The organism is Streptomyces sp. G5(2025), assembly GCF_049542075.1.
GTDB lineage: Bacteria > Actinomycetota > Actinomycetes > Streptomycetales > Streptomycetaceae > Streptomyces.
In genome coordinates, this window is record NZ_JBMUZT010000006.1 from 5,564,657 (window position 1) to 5,584,569 (window position 19,913).

The 19,913-nt window shown below is 73.8% G+C and carries 16 protein-coding genes; 12 read left to right on the forward strand and 4 right to left on the reverse strand.

Going from position 1 to position 19,913, the window contains the following annotated elements:
• Positions 1-99 precede the first annotated feature (99 nt).
• The 4 genes from ACOBQB_RS36200 to ACOBQB_RS36215 all read left to right on the forward strand — a co-directional run bounded on the left by ACOBQB_RS36200 (position 100) and on the right by ACOBQB_RS36215 (position 3,899).
• Entirely contained in the window at positions 100-1,779 is a 1,680-nt protein-coding gene (locus tag ACOBQB_RS36200) for an MFS transporter (RefSeq protein WP_423598029.1), read from the forward strand.
• Between the two features lie 134 nt (positions 1,780-1,913).
• A complete protein-coding gene (locus ACOBQB_RS36205) occupies positions 1,914-2,696 on the forward strand; it encodes a sporulation protein (RefSeq protein ID WP_423598031.1) in 783 nt (260 codons plus the stop codon).
• 25 nt (positions 2,697-2,721) lie between these two features.
• Complete coding sequence (locus ACOBQB_RS36210; protein WP_423598033.1) at positions 2,722-3,015, forward strand: hypothetical protein; 294 nt, start codon at positions 2,722-2,724, stop codon at positions 3,013-3,015.
• A 278-nt stretch (positions 3,016-3,293) separates the two neighbouring features.
• Complete coding sequence (locus ACOBQB_RS36215) at positions 3,294-3,899, forward strand: dihydrofolate reductase family protein (protein WP_423598035.1); 606 nt, start codon at positions 3,294-3,296, stop codon at positions 3,897-3,899.
• Here ACOBQB_RS36215 and ACOBQB_RS36220 read toward each other — a convergent pair.
• Positions 3,896-4,702 (reverse strand): alpha/beta fold hydrolase, encoded by an 807-nt coding sequence (locus tag ACOBQB_RS36220; protein WP_423598037.1) that lies wholly within the window; start codon positions 4,700-4,702, stop codon positions 3,896-3,898. The genes ACOBQB_RS36215 and ACOBQB_RS36220 overlap by 4 nt on opposite strands.
• A gap of 116 nt (positions 4,703-4,818) precedes the next feature.
• Here ACOBQB_RS36220 and ACOBQB_RS36225 point away from each other — a divergent pair, with 116 nt between their 5' ends.
• Complete coding sequence (locus ACOBQB_RS36225) at positions 4,819-5,832, forward strand: MerR family transcriptional regulator (protein ID WP_423598039.1); 1,014 nt, start codon at positions 4,819-4,821, stop codon at positions 5,830-5,832.
• Here the strand turns inward: ACOBQB_RS36225 and ACOBQB_RS36230 are convergent.
• The 3 genes from ACOBQB_RS36230 to ACOBQB_RS36240 form a co-directional block, all read right to left on the reverse strand.
• On the reverse strand, positions 5,817-7,067 hold the full coding sequence (locus tag ACOBQB_RS36230; protein ID WP_423598041.1) for a wax ester/triacylglycerol synthase domain-containing protein: 1,251 nt from the start codon (positions 7,065-7,067) through the stop codon (positions 5,817-5,819). The two genes, ACOBQB_RS36225 and ACOBQB_RS36230, sit on opposite strands and share 16 nt — an antisense overlap.
• Positions 7,064-14,578 (reverse strand): SDR family NAD(P)-dependent oxidoreductase, encoded by a 7,515-nt coding sequence (locus tag ACOBQB_RS36235; protein WP_423598043.1) that lies wholly within the window; start codon positions 14,576-14,578, stop codon positions 7,064-7,066. Before ACOBQB_RS36235 ends, ACOBQB_RS36230 begins: the two co-directional genes overlap by 4 nt.
• A 105-nt stretch (positions 14,579-14,683) precedes the next feature.
• Positions 14,684-15,799: an SDR family oxidoreductase gene (locus ACOBQB_RS36240; protein WP_423598045.1), complete on the reverse strand. Its 1,116-nt coding sequence runs from the start codon at positions 15,797-15,799 to the stop codon at positions 14,684-14,686.
• Positions 15,800-15,961: 162 nt separating this feature from the next.
• Between ACOBQB_RS36240 and ACOBQB_RS36245 the strand changes: the two genes are divergently transcribed.
• The 7 genes from ACOBQB_RS36245 (at position 15,962) to trxA (ending at position 19,763) form a co-directional block, all read left to right on the forward strand.
• Positions 15,962-16,597 (forward strand): DUF6230 family protein, encoded by a 636-nt coding sequence (locus ACOBQB_RS36245; RefSeq protein WP_423598047.1) that lies wholly within the window; start codon positions 15,962-15,964, stop codon positions 16,595-16,597.
• Positions 16,588-16,941, forward strand: a complete 354-nt coding sequence (locus ACOBQB_RS36250) for a DUF6114 domain-containing protein (protein WP_423598049.1) — start codon at positions 16,588-16,590, stop codon at positions 16,939-16,941. Before ACOBQB_RS36245 ends, ACOBQB_RS36250 begins: the two co-directional genes overlap by 10 nt.
• Positions 16,938-17,720: a hypothetical protein gene (locus ACOBQB_RS36255; protein ID WP_423598051.1), complete on the forward strand. Its 783-nt coding sequence runs from the start codon at positions 16,938-16,940 to the stop codon at positions 17,718-17,720. Before ACOBQB_RS36250 ends, ACOBQB_RS36255 begins: the two co-directional genes overlap by 4 nt.
• 117 nt (positions 17,721-17,837) lie before the next feature.
• Positions 17,838-18,020 (forward strand): hypothetical protein, encoded by a 183-nt coding sequence (locus ACOBQB_RS36260; protein ID WP_423598053.1) that lies wholly within the window; start codon positions 17,838-17,840, stop codon positions 18,018-18,020.
• A 46-nt stretch (positions 18,021-18,066) separates the two neighbouring features.
• Positions 18,067-18,954, forward strand: a complete 888-nt coding sequence (locus tag ACOBQB_RS36265) for an NAD(P)-dependent oxidoreductase (protein ID WP_423598055.1) — start codon at positions 18,067-18,069, stop codon at positions 18,952-18,954.
• Positions 18,955-19,023: 69 nt separating this feature from the next.
• The gene (locus ACOBQB_RS36270; RefSeq protein WP_423598057.1) at positions 19,024-19,416 is read left to right on the forward strand and encodes a MerR family transcriptional regulator; all 393 of its coding nucleotides are present in this window, start codon (positions 19,024-19,026) and stop codon (positions 19,414-19,416) included.
• Positions 19,413-19,763: a thioredoxin gene (gene trxA, locus ACOBQB_RS36275; protein ID WP_423598059.1), complete on the forward strand. Its 351-nt coding sequence runs from the start codon at positions 19,413-19,415 to the stop codon at positions 19,761-19,763. The genes ACOBQB_RS36270 and trxA overlap by 4 nt, the downstream gene beginning before the upstream one ends.
• Positions 19,764-19,913 lie beyond the last annotated feature (150 nt).

Below are 19,913 nucleotides of genomic sequence, written 5' to 3' on the forward strand. Positions count from 1 at the left end.
AATTGCACACCAGTGTGTATTTGCACAGTGCTGTGCAAGGTCACCGGAAAGCAAGAACGCGCGGCAGCAGGGAAGGGTGAGACTTCGGTGGCTCTACTCATGAAGCAACCGGTCGAAGAGATGAAGGGGCCGTACGCACGTCGCTGGTGGGCGCTGGGCGTGCTCTGCCTGAGCCTTTTGATCATCGTCATGGCGAACACGGCGCTGACCGTCGCCGCCCCAGACATGACCAAGGACCTCGGCCTCTCCAGCTCCGACCTCCAGTGGGTCATCGACGGCTACACCGTCCCGTACGCCGCGCTGATGCTGCTCCTCGGTGCTATCGGCGACAAATACAGCCGCCGCGGCGCGCTGGTGCTCGGCCTCGTCGTCTTCGGCGCGGGCTCCGTCGCGGGCTCGCTGGTCGACAGTTCGGGCGGGGTCATCGCGGCCCGCGCGGTCATGGGCTTCGGCGCGGCGATGATCATGCCGGCCACGCTGTCGCTGCTCGCCGCGACCTTCCCGCGTGCCGAGCGGGCCAAGGCCATCGTGCTGTGGACCGCCACCGCGGGCCTCGCGATCGCCGCCGGTCCGCTGGTGGCGGGCGCGCTCCTGGAGGACCACGGCTGGTCCTCGACGTTCCTGATCAACGTGCCGGTCGCCGTGCTCGCGATCGTCGGCGCCTTCGTGCTGATCCCGCCGTCCAAGGCCGGGCACCACGACCGGATCGACTACGTCGGCGGGCTGCTCTCCGTCATCTGGACCGGCGCGCTGGTCTACATGATCATTCAGGGGCCGCACTTCGGCTGGGACGCCAAGGCGATCTCCGCGGCCGTCGTCGCGGGCGTCGGCCTGCTGGCCTTCGTCGCCTGGGAGCTGCGCCACCCGCACCCCATCCTGAACGTCCGCCGCTTCCTCGACCGCCGCTTCGCCGGCTCGAACCTCGCGGTGGCACTGTTCTTCCTCGCGGTCTTCGGCGCGTTCTACTACCTGACCCAGCACCTCCAGTTCGTCCTCGGCTACAACCCGCTGGAGACGGGCGTGCGCATGCTGCCCCTCGCGGGCGCGGTCTTCGTCGGCTCGGCGCTCACCGGCTTCCTCACGCCGCGCATCGGCATGAAGATCACCGTGACGGCGGGCATGGTCGCGGGCACGGTGGCGCTCGCGCTGCTCACCCAGGTCGACGTCTCCTCGTCGTACGGGGACTTCGTCGCCCCGCTGATCGTCCTCGGCCTGGCCATCGGCCTCGCGCTGTCGCCCTGCACCGACGCGATCATGGGCGCGTTCCCCGAGTCGGAGCTGGGCGTTGGTGGCGCGGTCAACGACACGTCCCTTGAGCTCGGCGGCTCGCTCGGCATCGCCATCCTCGGCTCGGTGCTCGCCAGTTCGTACTCCTCGAAGCTGGCGGACGCGGCCTCGGCCTCCGGGACCAAGCTGCCCGACGGCACGCTGGAGACCGCGCAGGACTCGGTCGGCGCGGGCTACGCGGTCGCCCAGGGCATCGGCGACAAGGCGCACGCGGTGGCGGAGCAGGCGGCCCACGCCTCTTCCCGGCAGCAGGCGGCCCAGCTCAAGGGCCAGGCCGAGCAACTCGCCCAGGGCGCGGGCAAGATGGCCGACGCGGTCAGCTCCGCCTTCTCCGACGCGGTGGCGCACACCAGCCTGGTCGGCGCGGTGATCCTCGGCGTCGGCACGGTCCTGGTGGCGGTCCTGCTGCCGCGCAAGGGCCGGGACGCCGAGCCCGAGGGTGACGCGTCGGCGCCGGAGCCCGTCGCCGCCGGGGCCGGTCACCAGAAGTAGCCCGGAGGACGGGGCACGGAGGACGGGGCAGGGAGGGTGAACCTCCCTGCCCCGTCCGCGTGTTCGGCGCCCGTCACGGTTAGCCTGTGGCCAGGGGTTAAGCTGCGCCGCAGGTACAGGGGAGGGGACGCGCCATGGGGTTTCGCAGACTGTTCGGGTGGGGGAGCGGCGGCGGTGACCAGGAGCCGCCGGAGATCGACACGCAGATCACCACGGTCGCGCCGATGCCGGGGCGGTCCGTCGAGGGCGAGGTGCTGCTCAAGGGCGGCAGCCAGGGCCTCAGGATCAGCCACCTCAATCTCGATGTCGTGGCCAAAGGGCGCTACTACGACGGCACGATGACGGACGACGAGGTGACCGGCCTGAGCACCGGCCGCTACGAGATCACCGTGGCGCCCGGCGCGGAGGAGCGCGTGCCGTTCCACGGCAAGCTGCCCTGGGAGTGCCCGGTCACCGAACTGCGCGGCCAGACCCTCGGTGTCGACGTGTCGCTGGCCACCCGGCTGTCGTGGGAGACGGAATCGCCGGTCAGGGACGTGGACTTCCTGCACATCGCGGCCCCGCCGCTGTACGAGGCCGTCCTGGACGCGTTCGGCGAGGCGGGCTACCTCGTCGACGGCTCGCAGTTGATCGACGGGTACATCCCCGACGTCGAGGCGCACCGGGGCCTCTACCAGAGCTTCTTCCTCGGCGACCGCTCGCGGGGCGCGGACCGGTTCGGGGAGCTGGAGGTCGTCTTCTTCCAGAACGTCGTCGGAGCCCTGGTCCACGTCCGCCGCGCGGCCCGCTCGACGTACGACTGGTCGGACAAACCCCCGGTACGCACCTTCGCGGTCGCACACCACGAGGCGGGCCGGGCCGACCTCACCGCCCGCGTACACAAGGCGCTCGACCAACTGGCCCTCATCGACGGTTAGTTACCGTCCCGATCAGGGCGGTACGTTGCTGGTCAATCCCCTGCGGCACGCCACCGGTACGCATGAGCTGAGCGCCGCGGCCCGGGCCTGCGTCGACGGCTGTGAGCAGGTGTACGTCTGGCTCTGGTCGCACGCCGGGCGTACCCCCGGGCACCTTCACTTCGTCGTACAGCCCGCCCGTACGTCCGACATCGACCGGCACGGCGGCGCGTACGGGCCCGCCCTTCAAGCGGCGATGTTCCGCGCGGGCGGGCAGCCCGAGCCGGCCGCGGTGGAGGCGTTCTGCGGCCGCGTGCGCAAGATGCTCGCCGAGGCGTAGGCGCACCCGCGGGAAGCGGGCGAAAGAAGACGCCGAAAACCGTTGACACCACTTCGGGTGGAGTACTACGTTCTAACCACTTCACTTAGAGTACAACGAATGACGCGCCGCCCGGTGCGTCGGACAAGGAGCCACATGCGCAGCCCCAGGCGGTTCCCGCGGCCGGTGAGGCCGCAGTCCGTGCCGCGGCCCCGGCCGCTCCCCAAGCCGGGGAGCCGCAGCTGACCGGCCACCTCGACCTTCCGAACGACCACGACCGCCGCTTCCCAGGAGTCCGCATGCGAAAGCTCGTCTACTTCATCGCCGTCAGCATCGACGGATTCATCGCCGGGCCCGACGGTTCCGACCCCACGGGCCCCGACGGGTTCTGGCCGGTTGCCCAGGACTACGTCCAGCACCTCGCGCAGACGTACCCCGAGACCCTGCCCGCCCCGGCCAGGCAGGCCCTCGGCGTCACCACCGAGGGGTCCTGCTTCGACACCGTCCTCGAAGGCCGCAGGACATACATGAACGGCGTGGACGCCGGATTCACCGACTGCTACCCGCACTTGAAGCACTACGTCTTCAGCCGCACCCTCACCGACAGCCCCGACCCCGGCGTCGAACTCGTCACCACCGACCCGGTCGCCAAGGTGCGCGAGCTGAAGCGCGAGGACGGCAAGGACATCTGGCTCTGCGGCGGCGGCGAACTGGCCGGGGCGCTGCGCGGCGAGATCGACCGCCTGGTCGTCAAGCTGGCCCCCATGACGCTGGGTTCGGGCACACCGCTGTTCTCGCACAAGACGGCCTTCGAGCCCACGCTGTACGACAGGACGGACGCCGTCGTCCTCGACAGCGGCACGGTGTTCCTCACGTACGACAAGAAGGCGCAGGGCGGCGCCTAGGCGGCACTCTGGGCAGCGAGGCGGTGCCCCTCGCCCGCCGCCGCCCGCAGCAGCACCCCGGCCAGCTCCCCGGGGGCGGAGAGCATCGGCCAGTGGCCGGTGGCCAGTTCGAAGAAGGTCGCCCTCGGGTCGGCGAGATGCTGGACCATCGGCAGCCCCGAGGCCACGAGGGCTTCGAGCGCGGCGATGTCCGTCGCCCCGCCCGTCGTGCAGAAGACGCCGGTCATCGGGAGCGCGGCGACCGCCTCCGAGATCCGCAACCGCTGCGTGGCCGGGCCGATCGGCATCGGCGAGGCCAGGCGCGCGATCCGGGCGAGCCCCTCGGGACCGACGCCCGCGAGGTCCCCTTGTGCCCGCCACTCCTCGGCCGTGGGCGCGGGGACCCGCCAGCCGTCCTCGGCCCGGTCGGCCATGCCGAGCATTCGCTCGCGGGCCTCCCCGGCGGGCATCAGCTCCCGTACCTGGTCCAGCATGGAGCGGCCGTCCTGCGGCAGCGGCGAGTCCAGGTACACGAGGCGGGCGATCCGCTCCGGGCGCCGGTCGGCGGCGCCCGCCGACGGATAGATGCCGTAGCAGTACCCGACGAGCACCACCTCGTCCGCGTCGACGTGGTCGATCGCCTGGACCACGTCCTCGATGTGCGTCTCCAAGTCCGTGTCCGGGCCCGCCAGATGGCGGCGGTCCCCCAGCCCGGTCAGCGTCACGGGATGCGCCTCGGCGCCCGCCGCGCGCAGCGGCGGCGCCACGTCCCGCCAGATCCAGCCACCCGTGTGACCGCCCGACACCAGCACGAACGCCGTCATGATTCCTCCCGATAGGACCTGGGTACGCCGTTGCCCGCGCGGCCGGGCCGACCGTCAGGACCGCCCCGCCGCGCTCGCCCGTACGCTAGGAACTCCCCCTGAGGGAGGTTCAAGTCGTGCCGCGACATGGCCAGTGGGAAGACGGCGAGCGGGAAGACGGCCGGTGGAGCATCGGGCAGCTCGCCGAGCGGGCGGGCGTCACCGTCAAGACCGTCCGCTTCTACTCCGACAGCGGCCTGGTGCCCGAAGCCGCCCGCAGCGGCGGCGGCCACCGCCGCTACGGCCCCGAGGCGCTGGAGCGGCTCCGCCTCATCCGTTCCCTGCGCGGCCTCGACGTGCCGGTCCGTGACGTCAGCCGAGTCCTCGAACAAGAGGACGCGCTGGATGACGCGCTGGTCGACGTCGTCGAGGTCCAACTGCGTGACCTCGGCACCCGCCTGACCGCCCTGCGCTGGCGCCAGGCCGCGCTGCGCCTGCTGCGCGACTGCACCGCCGAGGAGCGCGCCGAGCGGCTGCAGCTGGTCGGCGGCCTGACGACGCCGCCCAGCACGGCCGCGCTCGCCCGGTTCTGGCGGCGCTGGCTGCCCGCGCGGCTACCGGCCCGGGTCGTGTCGGCGGTCGTCGAACAGGCGGTCCCGCAGCTGCCCGAGGACCCGGCCCCGGCCCAGGTGCTCGCCTTCGCCCGGCTGCACGCGTTCGTCTCCGGCAGCTGCTTCGACTCGGGCCCGCCCCCGGACAGCGGCCTGCCCGAGGTGCACCAGTCCGGCAAGGGCTACCGCCCCGCCATGCTCTACGAAGGGCTCCCCGAGGCCTTCGCGCTGGCCTCGGCGGAGCTGCGGGCGGGCCGGGCGCCGCGCCCGGGCGAGGCGCTCGACTGCTTCGTCGCCGTCCACGCCGCCGCCCTCAACGCCCGCGAGACCGCCGGTTTCCGCCACGGCCTGAGCCGCATGCTCGCCACCGAGACCCGCATCGACCACTACTGGCAGCTCGCCGCCGAGGTCATGAGCCCGCCGCCCGGCCCGCCCGAGCCGACCCCCGGCGCCGCCGACAACTGGCTGCGCGCCGCACTGGCCGACGCCACCGGGTCCGGCCGCCGGGCCCGCGCCCCGCGCGTTCAGACCGGCGCGTAGGCCTCTTCGAGCTCCGTCAGGGCCTCCTGCCACAGCTGCGGCAGGAGGCCGGGGTCGGGGTCGCCGCGGTCGCTGGTGAAGCAGACGGTGGCCTGCTCCTCGTAGGTGGTCAGGGCCACGGTCAGCGGCTGGCCGAAGAGCAGGGGCGGCAGGCTGGCGATCTGGCGTACGGGGTGTCCGTCGACCGTCAGCCCCGCCCCCAGCTGGACGTTGGTGATCAGCAGGGCGGTCCGGCTCGGGTTGAGCAGACAACGGGTGGCGAGGCCCGCGACGCGGGGCAGGGCGCGCAGGGCCGCCCGTTGCTGCGGGATCAGGGCGCCTCGCGTGTCGGTGCTCGGGCGCATCAGGTCCAGGCGGCGGCGGGGGTCGGACTCCGCGCAGTGCAGTTCGGCCCGCAGGGCCACCAGGTGGTTGCCGAGGGTGGCCATCTCGTGGCCCGCGGGACGGCTCTCGGCGGGGACGCAGGCGTGCAATGGCCCGGCGTCGCGGGCCGCCCAGTCCTCGGGTGTCCAGGCGCGCAGGGCACCGGCGGTGACGGCCAGATAGATCTGGTTCAGCGAGGCCTCCGCCGCGCGGGCGAGCGCCTTGAGGCGCCCGGTGCCGCAGCTCGTGACGTGCAGTGTGCGGGTGGTGCCCGCCGCCTGACGTGCCGGGGTCCAGCGGGCCGTCGGCCGCAGCAGGGGCGGCAGGGTGCGGGCGGCCCAGCGGGCGGTGTCGACCGGCCGGAAGGGCGGCTCGGCGTCCGGGGGAACGCTCAGCGGGAGCTCCAGGCCAGGGGCCATGAAGGCGCTGATCCCCGCCATGCCCCCGACGCCGTCCTGGAGGGCGTGGTGCACCCGGCAGGCGAGGGCGTAGCGGTCGGGGGCCCAGCCGGTGACGAGCCTGACGCCCCAGCTGTCGGCCCGTTCCGGAAAAGGCGCGCGGTGCGCGGCCCGTGCGATGTCTTCGAGCGCCGCGGGGCCCTCGGGCAGGCGTAGTTCGTGGACGTGCTCCCGTGGGTCCTGGCCGTGGGCAGGCTCCCAGACCCGCCGGTTGTCGGCGCACACCCGGTACTGCCACGCGGGAACACGGGCCACGGCGTCGGCGACCGCGTCGCGCAGCTCCTCGATGCCCGGTGGCCGCCCCTCCAGGACGCCCAGGACACCCAGGTAGCCCCCGTGGTGCGGGAGTGTGCGGATGGTGCGGTGCAGGTGCCGGTCGACGGGCGAGGGCCGGGGCGAGGACGTATGACTCACGGTGCGGGGGCCTCCGCGTGCTCGTGGGGACTCGTGGGACTCGGGGGATGAGTGGGGTTGGCCGGTTCGGCGCGTCGGAGGGTGCGGTGGATCCGCTCGGTGAGGTCGGTGAGGGACCTGACGGTCACCAGCTCCATGACCGGCAGTTCACAGCCGAGGGTGCGCCGTACGGAGACGGTGAGCTCGGCCAGCATCAGGGAGTCCAGGCCCAGAGAGCTGATGTCCTTGGCGGCGTCGAGGCGTTCGGCCGGGGTCTGTAGCACGCCGGCCGCCAGCCGGATCAGTGTTTCGGTGAGGACGGCGCGGGCCTCGTCGTCGCTCTTGGCCCCGTGGTAGCGCGCGGCGAACTCGTCCGCGGCGTCCACACCCTCCCCCGGGTTCCCCGCGCCGGTCAGGGGGACGAAGCGGGCGGCGGACCGCAGGGACGCCAGGGCGCGCGCCATGCGCGGCCAGTCGAACCGCCCCACCGCCCTCACCTGCGCCCGCTGACCCAGCAGGTCGTCCAGGCAGGTCAGGGCCTGGGCGGGCGCGAGGGTGCCGGCCCCCAGGCGATCGAACGTCTGCGTCATCCCGGCGCGGTGGAGGTAGCCCGTCTCGCCGATGCCGCCCCAGGCCACGGCCAGACCGGCGGCCCCGTCGGCCCTGCGGGCCCGGACGAGCGCCTCCTGGAAGAGGTTCCCCGCGGCGTAGGGGGCCTGTGTCGGGTTGCCGATGAGGGCGGAGATCGAGGAGTAGAGGACGAAGTGCTCCACCGCGTGCTCCCGGCTCAACGCGTCGAGCACCAGAGCGCCCTGCATCTTCCCGGCCAGCACCGCGTGGAACCGGTCGGCGTCCAGTTCCGCCAGGGGCGCGTCGTCCAGCTGCATCACCGCGTGGACAATGCCCCGCAGGGGACGGCCCGCATCGTGCGCTTGTACGAAGATTGCACGCAGCGCCACCGGATCGGTCACGTCCGCGGCGTGCACGTGCGCGGTGGCCCCCAGGGCGGCGAGCTCCCGCACCAGCTCGGCGGCCTCGGGGGACCCGGAGCCGCGGCGGCTGACCAGCGCCAGGTGCCGGGCGCCGCGGGCCGCCAGGTGGCGGGCGGTGGCCGCGCCGAAGCCGCTGGTGCCGCCCGTGACGAGGTAGGTGGCGTCGGGTGCCGGGGCCGGGGTGGGGGCGGGCCGTTCCAGTGGGGGCGGTTCGGCGAGGGAGACGACGACCTTGCCGAGGTGCCGGGAGTGCTGGAGGGTGCGGAAGGCCTCGTGGACCCCCGCGGCCGGATACACCTCATGGGGCAGCGGCCGGTAGACGCCCTGGGCCACGCGCTGGTCGACCTCGTCGAAGGCGGTGGCCAGCGCCTCGGGCGCGTGCGCGGTCAACTGGTTGACGTCCAGGGCGTGGAAGGAGATGTTGTGGCGGAACGGCCGCAGCAGCAGCGGCTGGTTGGCGTAGATGTCGCGCTTGCCGAGCTCGACGAACCGCCCGCCCGGCCGCAAGGCCTCCAGGCCGCGCGTGATCGCCTCCCCGGAGAGGGAGTTGAGGACCACGTCGACGCCGTGTCCGTCCGTGGCCTCCCGCACCTGTTCGGCGAAGTCGAGCGTGCGGGAGTCGAAGACGTGGGTGACGCCCAGGGCGCGCAGCAGGTCCCGCTTGGTGGGCGTCCCGGCGGTGGCGATCACGTGCGCGCCGAGGTGGCGCGCGTACTGGAGCGCGGCCAGGCCCACACCGCCCGCTCCTCCGTGCACCAGCAGCGTCTCACCGGGTCGCAGGTGGGCCAGGCGCGCCAGTGCGTAGTGGACGGTGAGGAAGACGACCGGCAAAGTGGCCGCCTGCTCGTGGCTCATGGCGGCGGGGGTACGGCCCACCGACTCGGGCCGTACGCGTACGTGTGAGGCCAAGGAGCGCGGCGCGAGGCCGTAGACGCGGTCGCCGGGGGCGTACCCGGTCACGCCGTGCCCGACGGCGGTCACCTCGCCCGCGTATTCCAGGCCGAGGGCGGGGCCGCCGGGCAGTGGCACCTCGGCGTCCGGGGGCAGCATGCCGGTGGCCAGCATCACGTCGCGGTAGTTGAGCGCGGCGGCGTGGACACGGACCAGGAGTTCACCGGGGGCGCAAGAGGGCGGGGGCTCTACGGCCGTCCAGGTGGTCCGGCTGCGCAGACCCTGGTCGCGCAGTTCGAGGGCGTAGGGCTCGTCGCGGCCCGCGGGCGGGCCCGCGGTGGGGTGGCGGTCGGTCAGGCGTGCCACGAAGCGGCCCGTGGGCGTCAGCACGACCTCGTCCTCGGCGGGCTCCGCGGCGGGTGCGCAGGCGTGCAGGAATTCGCGTACCAGCCGGTCGGCGTCCGCGGCGGTGTCCGGGCCGCTTTCGAGCGAGACGCGGCGCACGGCAAGGCCGGGACGTTCGTTGGCGAGCGTACGCGCGGTGCCCCAGACGGTCGCGGCGGCGGGGTCGAGGGGGCGTTCGGGGGAGGGGAGGGCGCCGGTGGGCCGGGTGACCAGCCAGAGCGTGGAGCGGTGGTCCGGGGAGCCGGTGGACAGGGCCCGCGCCGCCGCGCGGAGAGTCTGTGCCCGCTGGACGGCCTGGCGGGTGAGCGCCTCGGCACCGGAGGGCACCCGGCCGTCCACGATCAGTACGCAATGGGCGGACTCCGTGCCGGCCGTCAGTTCTTCCCAGCCCTCCGGGTCAGGGACCGTGCCGCATACGACGTCGTCGGCTCCGGCGTCGGCCACGGCGGCGGCCAGCGCCGGGGGCAGCGGGGTCGTGGCGCTCTCCGAGAGCAGCAGCCACCGGCCGGACAGGGCCCCAGGAGCCGCCGCCGTGCCGGCCGCGGGTGTCCCACCCGGCGGCGCCGCTGTCCCGGCTCCCGTGGACCGGGGCGGCCGGGCCAGGAGCACGCTGCCCGGGCCGTCGGCCGTCCCGCCGGCCGTGATGTCGGTGAAGTGGGCGTCGTGCAGGGCGGAGCGCAGCGTCTCGCCGCCGTCGCACGGAAGAGCGGGCGAAGCGGTGTCGAACAGCCCCTGGAACAGCGCGGTGTGGTGCAGCGGGCCACGGTCCAGGGCCAGCAGCAGCCCACCCTCGGCGAGCATCCGCCCGACGCGGCGCGCGGCCGCGGCCGGTGCCTTCGACCGCTGGAGGGCGCCGGAACTGATCACCAGGTCGTACGCGCCGGGGTCACAGGGGGCATCGGGGTCATCGGAGGCGTCGGGGTCGAACGTCCGGTAGTCGACGAAGTCGTAGGTCTCCAGGCGTGCTTGCGCGCGCGGGAAGGTGTCCGCGGAGCGGTCGGTGAAGACGTACTCCGTCAACTCGGGCGGCAGCAGCGGCAGGAGTTCGGCGCTCAGGTCACCGGCCGCGGCACCGAGCTCCAGCACCCGCAGAGGGCTGCCCGCGGGCCGGTCGGCGAGGACCCGGGCGAGCAGCAGCCGGGCACCGCGGCGCAGGGCGGGGCGCAGCGTGCAGGCCTGGAAGCGTTCCCACAGGTGGCGGTCCCCCTCCGTGGCGAACAGCTCCCGCGGAGCGCGATCCCCGCTCAGCACGGCTGCGAGCCGCAGCCCACACCGCTGGTGGACCGCCAGGAGCGCGGCCATGCCGGGGTGGTCGGCGAGCAGGGCCCGGGCCCGCCCGCCCGGGTCGCTCGTCGTACGCCACCGCCAGCCGGGGCGCCCGGGGTCAGCGGTGGCCGACAGCAGGCCGTGGTCGACGGCCAGCCCGGCCAGCAGGGCGGCCCGCGCCACGTACCGTTCGGGCATTCCGGCGGCGTGCAGATCGTCCAGGCCGAAGCGGGTGTGCCCGGGCAGCAGCCGGGCGAACGCGTACGCGCTCCAGTGCGCCGTCGACTCCCGCAGACGCGCCAGGAAGCCGGTGAGCCCGTCGTCGGTGAGGTCGGCGCGCGCGGCCGCTGTCTCCGCCGCCACCTCGCGGGGCGCGGGCAGGGCCGCGGGGCGGACCGTGCCGGGAGGCGTGGCCGAGCGCAGGACGACGGAGGCCTGATGTACCGCTGTGCCGGCCAGCAGGTCCGCCCGCCGCATCCGGCAGTCACGCAGTTCGGCGGCGACCTCGCCCCTGTCGTCGGTGATCAGGACGTCGAACCGGGCGTCGCGGTCGGTGAGGTGGACGGACCTGACGTGGATGTGGCCTTGGGCGGCCGGGGCCCGCCACACGCGGACGGCGCCGATCGCGGCGGGCAGGAACAAGTGGTGTTCCCCGGACCGGGCGAGCAGAGCCGCGGCGCTCTGCAGCGCGCCGTCCAGGATCGCGGGATGGGCCTCGAAGCCGTCGCCCGGCACGGTGAGGTGGTAGCCGCTCAACACTTCGCCCTCGCCGGCCCGGGCCCCGGTGACGACGCGGAAGGCGGGCCCGTAGTGCAGGCCCACGGCGGCGAACGACGCGTAGAACGCCTCCGGGCCCACGTCCACGGCGGGCAGCCGGGAGCGCACCGCCGCGAGGTCCAGGGGGCCGGGCGCCGGGGCGAGGAGCCTGCGCACGCGGCCACGGGCGTGCAACTGCCAAGGAGACCCGGTGTCGGGCCGGGCCGCGATACGGACGACACCGTCCTCCGGCGACAGGGTCGTCTGCGTCACGACATCCCGGGGGTCCGTCCGGCCCGGCAGGGTCAGGGCCTGGACCACGTGCAGATCGGTGACCTCCGCGGGGCCGTCGAGGTGCAGGCGGCCCGCGGCGCACGCGGCCTCCGCGAAGGCGGCGGCGGGCATGACCACCGCGTCACCCACCCGGTGGTCGGCCAGCCACGGCACGCGCGCGGTGTCGATCTCCTGACGCCAGGCGGGCTGGGCGAGCTGGGCGGGCCCACCCAGCAGCGGGTGCGCGATGCCGCGATCCCCGGGCACACGCTCCCAGTCCCCCGGCGATCCGTTCCAGCACCGCTCGCGCTGCCACGGGTAGGCGGGCAGCGTGGTGACGTGTCCGGGCCGGGGGAAGTGACCGCCGGTCGTCCGTGCGCCCAGGGCGATGGCGGCCGAGGCGGCGGCCCGGACGGTGTCCGGATCGTCCTTCCGGCGGCGGCAGACGGCGACCGCGCCAGGGAGGGGGCCGGTGTCCTCCCGCCGCCGCCTGAGGTAGGGGGTGAGCACGCTGTGCGGCCCGATCTCCAGGAAGACGGCGGGCCCTTGGGTCAGCAGGGCGGTGACCGCCTGGTCGAAAAGGACCGGCTCGCGCACATTGCGCCACCAGTACGAGGCGGTCAGCCGATCCCCGGCGAGCGGTCCGCCGGTGACGGTGGAGAAGAAGGGAACGCGGTGATCCCGGCACGTGAGGGAGGTCAGGGCGTCGAGGAGCTCGTCCCTGACGGGGTCCATGGCCCGGCTGTGGAAGGCGTAGTCCAGGTCGAGTTCCTTGAAGTAGACGCCGCGCGCCGTCAGTTCCGTCCCGAGCCGGGCGAGCGCCTGCCGTTCTCCGGCGATGGTGCAGTCCCCGGGACCGTTGACCCCGGCCAGCTCCAGCCTGGGGGCGAAGGCGGCCAGTTCCTTGGCCATGTCCTCGGCGCTCATGCCCACCGCGGCCATCCTGCCCGTGCCCGCGGTGGAGGCCTGCGCGTGGCTGCGGGCGGCCACGACCCGGCACGCGGCGGGCAGGTCCAGGGCGCCCGTGGCGCACGCGGCGGCCACCTCGCCGATGCTGTGGCCGACGGCGGCCTGGGCGCGGATGCCGTAGGCGGCCAGCAGCTCGACCAGGCCCATCTGCACGGCGAACAGCAGCGGCTGGGCCACCTCCGTCAGATGCAGGCGTGTCTGCCGCGCCGGGCGGCGCAGTTCCTCGGTCACCGACCAGCCGAGCCGGGGGCGCAGCAGACCGTCGACCTCTTCGACCGCCCGGCGGAAGGCGGGCTCGGCGTCCAGCAGGGCCGTCCCCATGCCCGGCCACTGGGAGCCGTTGCCCGAGAAGGCGAACACGGTACGGCACGCCGCCTCGCCGGTGGTTGCGGCGCCGGTGACGGTGCGCAGCGCCGCGTCCGGGCTGAGGGCCGCCGCGTGCAGGGCCCGCGCGGCTTCGGCGGGGGTCGCGGCGAGCACGGCGGTGGCGTACTCGTGCCGGCCGCGCCGCTCGGTGGCCGTATAGGCGATGTCGTAGAACTCCTCGGGCGCGGCGTACTCCAGACGCTGGGCCATGTTCTCGGCGGCTCGGGCCACCGCCTCGGGGGTGCGCGCCGAGACGACGACGGGCAGGGGCCCCGCCGTCGTCCGCTCCCTGCGGGAGGCGGGAACGCGCGGCGCGGGCGCCAGCACGACGTGCGCGTTGGCGCCTCCGAATCCGAAGGAGTTCACCCCGGCCAGCGGCCGCCGCAGCTCGCCCAGGTCCTCCGCCTCGACGACGGGGCGCAGGCCCAGGGCGTCGAAGTCGATGTCCGTGTTCAGCGGCTCGGCGTTGACGGTCGCGGGAACGCGCCCGTGCCTCAGCACCAGCAGCGCCTTGAACAGGCCCGGCATGCCCGCCGCGCCCTCCAGGTGGCCCAAGTTGCCCTTCACCGATCCGATGGGCAGGGCGCCACCGCGGCGGCGGGCGCCCAGGGCGCGGCCGATGGCGGCGCATTCGACCGGATCGCCGACCGGTGTGCCGGTGCCGTGCGCCTCCACGTAGCCGAGTTCGTCGGCGCTGAGGCCGGCCTCGTCGTAGACCGCGGTCAGCAGGGCCTGTTGGGCCGTGCCGCTGGGCAGGGTGAGGCCGGGGGTGTTTCCGTCGCTGTTGACACCGCTCGCCACGATGAGCCCGTGGATCCGGTCCCCGTCGGCCGTGGCGTCCGAGAGCCGCTTCAGGAGGACGAGGCCCGCGCCCTCGGAGCGGACGAAACCGTCGGCGTCGGCGGAGAAGGGCCGGCAGCGCCCCGTCGGCGAGAGCATGCCGGCCGCCGAGAAGCCGATGAACGAGGAGGGACCCAGGAGGACTTGGACACCGCCGGCGAGCACGGTGCGCGAACGCCCGCGGCGCAGGATCTCGCAGGCCTGGTGCACGGCTGTCAGCGCGGAGGAACAGGCGGTGTCCACGGTCGTACTCATGCCGTGCCAGTCGAAGGCGTGGGAAAGGCGGTTGGCCAGGTTGCAGCTCGCGAGACCGGCCATCATGTGCGGGTCCGCCCGGCCCCCGACGAGCGTCTGCAGTTGTTCGTAGTCGTGGGAGCTGCCGCCGATCACCACGGCCGTGTCCGAACCCGCCAGTGCCTGCCGTGACGCGCCCGCGTCGTCCACGGCCTCGACCGCCAGCTCCAGCAGCAGCCGCTGCTGGGGGTCCATCGCCGCGGCCTCACGCGGCGAGATCCCGTCGAAATAGCTCGTGTCGAACCCCGCGACGTCGTCGAGGAAACCACCCGCCGCCGTGTAGCTGCGGGAGGCCCTGCGCCGCTCGGGGTCGGTGAACCGCTCGGCGGGAAACCGGTCGCTTGGCATGGTCGTCACCAGATCGAGCCGCAGTTCCAGAGCACCCCACAGGTCGTCCAGGGTGGCGATGCCGCCGGGCAGACGGCAGGAAGCCCCCACGATGGCGATCGGTTCGTTGGCGTCGGGACCAGAGGCAGGCATACGGCATCCTCGGAGTGGGGGCACAGGGAACGGGCCGATGGGCACGCCCGGGTAACGGCCGGAGAGCCCCCTGGTTGCGGCATGTGCGACAAATCGCCCCTTCTGCTACGCCGTTGCCCCCGTGCGGGTGGCGCCGCGCACAGCCGGTCCGTACCCCAGTGCGGCCCGCACGTAGGACGCGTCGAGCGGCGGCGGATCCGTCAGTTCCGGTACGAGCGAGAGCAGGCCCGACCGCTCGTAGCGGCGTCGCTGCATGCCGTACCGGCAGAGGAAGTCGGGCAGTTGCGCGGCGATCAGGGTCTCGGCCGGATCCGGGTCGGTGACGCGCGCGACCTGCTCCAGCCGCAGCCCCGGGTGCCGGTTCTCGATGGCCTCCAGGAGCAGACGTACAGGGGTGTCGACCGGGTGGACCACGTGGAAGGTGCTTACTCCGGGTGTGTCCGGGGCGCGCGCGGCGAGACACAGCATCGCCTGGACCGCGTACTCGACCTGCACCGCGTTGATCGTGCCCTCGGGCAGCAGGGGCAGCCGCACGCGCCCCGTCACTCCCCCGAAAACCCCGCTCGATTTCTCGGTCCTCCGCCCCAGTTCGCCGAAGGGGTGCTGGGGCGCTCCCTCTTCGGGGCGGCTGCCCGTCACCAGGACGCTGGGCCGCAGCACGGTCACCGGCCGGTCCCACCGCTGAGCCCACACGCGCACGAGCCGTTCCGCCTCGAACTTGCTCTGCTCGTACGCCGTTTCAAAGCCGGCCGAGTCGTCGAGCTCCGTCTCCGCCATGCACCCGTCGCGCCGGCGCCCGGCGACGAAGGCGGTACTGACGTGCGTGACGCGGCACCCCTGGCCCGCGTACTCCGCGAGTTCGAGGATGTGGGCCGTGCCGGCCGTATTGGTCCCTCTCAGTGACTCCAGCGGCGCGGAGAGCGAGATGTCGGCGGCGCTGTGCCAGATCTCGGTCGTCCGCCCCGCGAGCCGGCTGTAGTGGGCCGGCGGCAGCGCCAGGCGCGGCCGGGAGACGTCTCCCGGCAGGCAGTGCAAGCGGTCCAGTGCCGACTGGGGCAGCGGCCCGCCGGCCAGGCCGGTGAGGGACGCGACGAGACGCGCGCGCAGCGTGGCGGGCGTGCCGCGCCCCAACGCCGTGACCTCGCAACCCTCTTCCACGAGCAGGGCGTACAGCAGACGGGAACCCAGGAAGCCGGTGGCTCCGGTGAACAGAATGGACATGGGCGACACCATCGCACTGTCCCCGTCCTGTCGGCCCGGGCGGCGAGGAGATCGGGGCGGCGTCACCGGCGACCGCGCCCGCCGACCACCCGGATGGCGGGCACACCCTCACCGGACACGGCACGTTAACCGGCGAGAGACCGTCTTCCGGGAGGCAACCTCATGAGGCGCAGCGGCGTACGCGTACCAGGTGTCACCGGGCCGCGTCACCGGGCCGCCGGGGGACGGACGAACTGGCGGCGTTTCGCGCTCGCCGTGAGCGGCGCGCTGGTGCTGGCCGGTGCGACGGTCGCGACCACGACGGCGGCGGCGGTCCCGGTGTCGTTCGCTGTCGCCGGCAGCCCCTTCGCCGTCACGGCGCACAAGCTGGAGGCCAAGGGGGTGACGCAGTTCGCCTCGTTCCGTCAGGAGACGTCCGGCAGGCGGCACGCGGTCGCGGTGGTCGGGCTGGAAGAGGCCGCGCTGTACGGGCTGTGCCAGTCCGCGGTGGCACGGACACCGTTGGGTACGGCGACACTGCGGATCCGCTCCGGCGACCACCGGGCGGTGAAGGCGTCATCGCTGGCGCTGGACCTGTCGTCCATCCGCGGAGACATGCGGTTCCACGCCGTGGAGATGGGGCGCGACGCCGCCACGCTGCGCGGCGGCGCCCGAGGGGCGGCGGGAACGTACGGCCAGCAGGCGGACGCGTTGACGATCCGGCACATGGAGATGGACGCCTGGTCGCTGACCGCCGGGCTGTTCACGCTGGGCGACGCCACCATGGACGTCCGCGCCGGGGAGCACCCGTGCGACTGAGGCGAGGACACCGCCCGCGGGGAGCCATCGCGTGCGTCGCGGGCGCCGGGGTGGAGATCGGTTACTTCCCGCTGGCCCAGGTCGGTCTGCTGCCGGTGCAGGGTGTCAGCGGGGCGGCCACCGTCATGATCGCCCTGGCGCTGGCCGGCTGCGCGGTCCACATGTGGGTCGTGCCGGTACGCGCCCACGTCAGCGGGGCCGCCGCCGTCGTCCTGGGCGTCCTTTCCTATCCGTTCGCCAACCTGGGCGGATTCCTTCTGGGCATGCTCCTCGCGCTGGTCGGTGGGGCCCTGGCCATCGCGTGGCAGTGCCCGCCCGTCCAGGCCGCGGGGAGTGGCGGGTGAGCCCTGGCCGTGCGCGGCTGTGGCTCGCCGTGGGCGCCGGCCTCACCGCCTCCCTCGCCCCGGCCTGGGCGGGTACCGCCGCCGACGCCGGGCCCGACGACCGCTCCGGGGAGGCCTCCGCTCCCGCCCCGGAAAGTGCCGCGCCCTCCGAGGGGCCGAAGGGCACCGCTGCGGCGGGTGACCGCGGCTGCGCTCCCGGTGCGCTGCCTTCCGCGCAGCCGCGGCGCGGGGAGCGGGTGACGGCGGCGCGCGCACTGGCCGACTGCCTGACCGCGGCCACACCGAGCGGGCGGACCACTGGGTCCGGCGGGACTACCGGGTCCGGTGGCACCGCAGGGGCCGGCGGGATCGCGGGGTCCGGTGGGAGCACGCTGCGGGCGGCCACGCTGTCCGTCACCGGCCTCTACTGTCCCCCCGGCGCGGACGTGTGCCGGGCCTCCTCGATCCACCTGTCCGGGCCCCGCATCCGGCACGGGCAGGGCGAGGCCGCCTCGTGCCTGGTCGCCGAGGAGTTGTCACTGACCGGCGCCGTCCTCTTCCGTGCGGCGAGCCTGCACGGGAGGCTCCTGGGCGTGCTGCCGCTGACCGTCTCCACCCGGGCGGTGCCGCCCGTGCCCGTCCCGTTCCTGCGGCTGGACGCGGTGGTCGCGCACGGGCTGTGGGTGAAGGCCGAGCGGGGCACGGGCACGGCGGTGACGCTCGGCCCGGGGAACGGCGCGTGCGGGGACGCCCGTCCGGACCCGGACCCGGCACCGGACCCGGCTCCGGACCCGGCTTGAGCCCCGGCTCCGGCCTCAGGCGACGTATGACGCCCTCCTCGCCGTCGACACCACCTTCGCGCCGTCCGCCGCGCTCAACCTCCCCGCGGCCACCCACATGAAGGCGCACGGCCGGGTGTGCGCCACCGTCCGCGAACGGCACGCGACGCGGCGCTCCCCGTCGAGGGGGCCGGGGCGCTGTTCGGCGCGGTCGTGTCGCCCGCGCCCAGGGGTGAGGCGGCGGGCAGGCTGTGGGACGGCGCTCCTCCGAGGCGTCCCGCGCCGCCCGCCGTGCTTACCTTCTGGTGCGTACCTCACTAATTAGTCGGTACTTGTGGGGTGTTGAGCTCCCGCCAACGATAGGGACATGACTGCTCACCCCACTCTCCCCGCCGTCACCGTCCTCGGCCTCGGCGCCATGGGCCAGGCCCTCGCCGGCGCCTTCCTGAACGCCGGCCACCCCACCACCGTCTGGAACCGCTCGCCCGGCAAGGGCGAGGAACTCGTCGCCCGCGGGGCCACGCGCGCCGCCACCCCCGCCGAAGCCGTCCGCGCCGGTGAGGTCGTCGTCGTGTGCGTCCTCAACTACGCCGCCGCGCACGCGATCCTCGACCAGGTCACCGCCGACGACCTCGACGGCCGTCTCCTCGTGAACCTCACCTCCGACACCCCTGAGCGCGCCCGCGAGGCCGCCGCCAGCGCCGCGGCCCTCGGCGTCGACTACCTGGACGGCGCGGTCATGGTGCCGGTCCCGATGATCGGCACCCCGCAGGCGCTGATCTTCCACAGCGGTGCGCGGGCCGCGTACGAGAAGTACGAGGGCACGCTCAAGGCGCTCGGCGGACAGAGCGCCTACGTCGGGGAGGACCACGGTCTCGCCGCCGTGTACGACCTCTCCGTCCTGGACTTCTTCTGGACCGCGATGCACGGCCTGGTGCACGGTTTCGCCCTCGCGGCGAAGGACGGCGTGCGGGCCGCCGCGCTCGTCCCCTACCTGAAGGCCAACGTGGCGCTGTTGGAGAGCGTCGTCGAAGGCACCGCCGCCGACGTCGACGCGGGCACCTACCCCGGCGGCCTGGACAACCTCGCCATGGAGGCCGAGGGCATCGAGCACATCGTCCACGCCGCCGAGCACCGCGGCCTGGACGCCGCCGCGCTGCGCGGGGTCCTGACGGCGGCCCGCCGGGCGGTGGACCTCGGGCACGGGGCCGATACCTGGACCTCGACGATCGAGGGCATCCGCAGCCCCGCCTGACCTGCGCGGGAGGCGCACCTCTCGCACACCCCTGGCCTTGACGCCCACGTCAACGATTACCGTCGGGGCATGCGAATCGGCGAGCTCGCGGCGCGCGCGGGGACGACCACGCGGACGCTGCGCTACTACGAGTCCCGCGGGCTGTTGCCCGCACAGCGTGCCGGAAACGGATACCGCACCTACGACGAGGACGATCTGCGGCTCCTGGAACAGATCAGGACCTTGCAGGACTTCGGGTTCGACCTGGAGGAGACCCGGCCCTTCTTGGAGTGTCTGCGCTCCGGCCATCCGGAGGGCGACTCGTGCCCGGCGTCGCTCGCCGTCTACCGCCGTAAGCTCACCGAACTCGACGCGCTGATCGGCGAGTTGAACGCGGTGCGCGCGCAGGTCGGCGCGCAGCTCGTGCGCGCCGAGGCGGCGCTCGAAGGCGGCCCCGAGCCGCGGTGCGAACTGACGGGATGAGGAGAGTGGTGGCAGTGAAGGCAGCAGGTGTGGCCGAGGTGACGGACGCGGACTTCGAGGGGGAGGTGCTGCGCGAGGCGGACCGCCCCGTGCTCGTGGAGTTCACGGCGGACTGGTGCGGCCCGTGCCGGCAGCTGGCGCCGGTGCTGAGTGAGATCGCGCGGGAGGAGGCGGACCGGATCAAGATCCTCCAGCTGGACGTCGACCGGAGCCCCGAGACCGCGATCGCGTACAAGGTGCTCTCGGCGCCGACCATGATCGTGTTCAGCGGTGGTGAGCCCGTCAAGCAGCTGGTGGGCGCGCGGGCCAAGCGCAAGCTCCTCGCGGAGCTGGCCGACGTGCTCTGAGGATCCGCACGCGCACCAGAGAAATGCCCCGGACGAATTGACGTCCGGGGCATTTCTCTGCGTATTATGGATTCTTTCGAGAAGCTGTAGCCATTCAGGCATGACAACTTCGCGGGAAGCTTTATAAGAGTACCGTAACTGGCGAGGGGC

Excerpts from the sequence above, each read along its gene's own strand:
- ACOBQB_RS36200 (WP_423598029.1), top strand. The coding sequence starts at position 100 with ATGAAGCAACCGGTCGAAGAGATGAAGGGGCCGTACGCACGTCGCTGG.
- ACOBQB_RS36205 (WP_423598031.1), top strand. The coding sequence starts at position 1,914 with ATGGGGTTTCGCAGACTGTTCGGGTGGGGGAGCGGCGGCGGTGACCAG.
- ACOBQB_RS36215 (WP_423598035.1), top strand. The coding sequence starts at position 3,294 with ATGCGAAAGCTCGTCTACTTCATCGCCGTCAGCATCGACGGATTCATC.
- ACOBQB_RS36220 (WP_423598037.1), bottom strand. The coding sequence starts at position 4,702 with ATGACGGCGTTCGTGCTGGTGTCGGGCGGTCACACGGGTGGCTGGATC.
- ACOBQB_RS36235 (WP_423598043.1), bottom strand. The coding sequence starts at position 14,578 with ATGCCTGCCTCTGGTCCCGACGCCAACGAACCGATCGCCATCGTGGGG.
- ACOBQB_RS36240 (WP_423598045.1), bottom strand. The coding sequence starts at position 15,799 with ATGTCCATTCTGTTCACCGGAGCCACCGGCTTCCTGGGTTCCCGTCTG.
- ACOBQB_RS36245 (WP_423598047.1), top strand. The coding sequence starts at position 15,962 with ATGAGGCGCAGCGGCGTACGCGTACCAGGTGTCACCGGGCCGCGTCAC.
- ACOBQB_RS36265 (WP_423598055.1), top strand. The coding sequence starts at position 18,067 with ATGACTGCTCACCCCACTCTCCCCGCCGTCACCGTCCTCGGCCTCGGC.
- ACOBQB_RS36270 (WP_423598057.1), top strand. The coding sequence starts at position 19,024 with ATGCGAATCGGCGAGCTCGCGGCGCGCGCGGGGACGACCACGCGGACG.
- trxA (WP_423598059.1), top strand. The coding sequence starts at position 19,413 with ATGAGGAGAGTGGTGGCAGTGAAGGCAGCAGGTGTGGCCGAGGTGACG.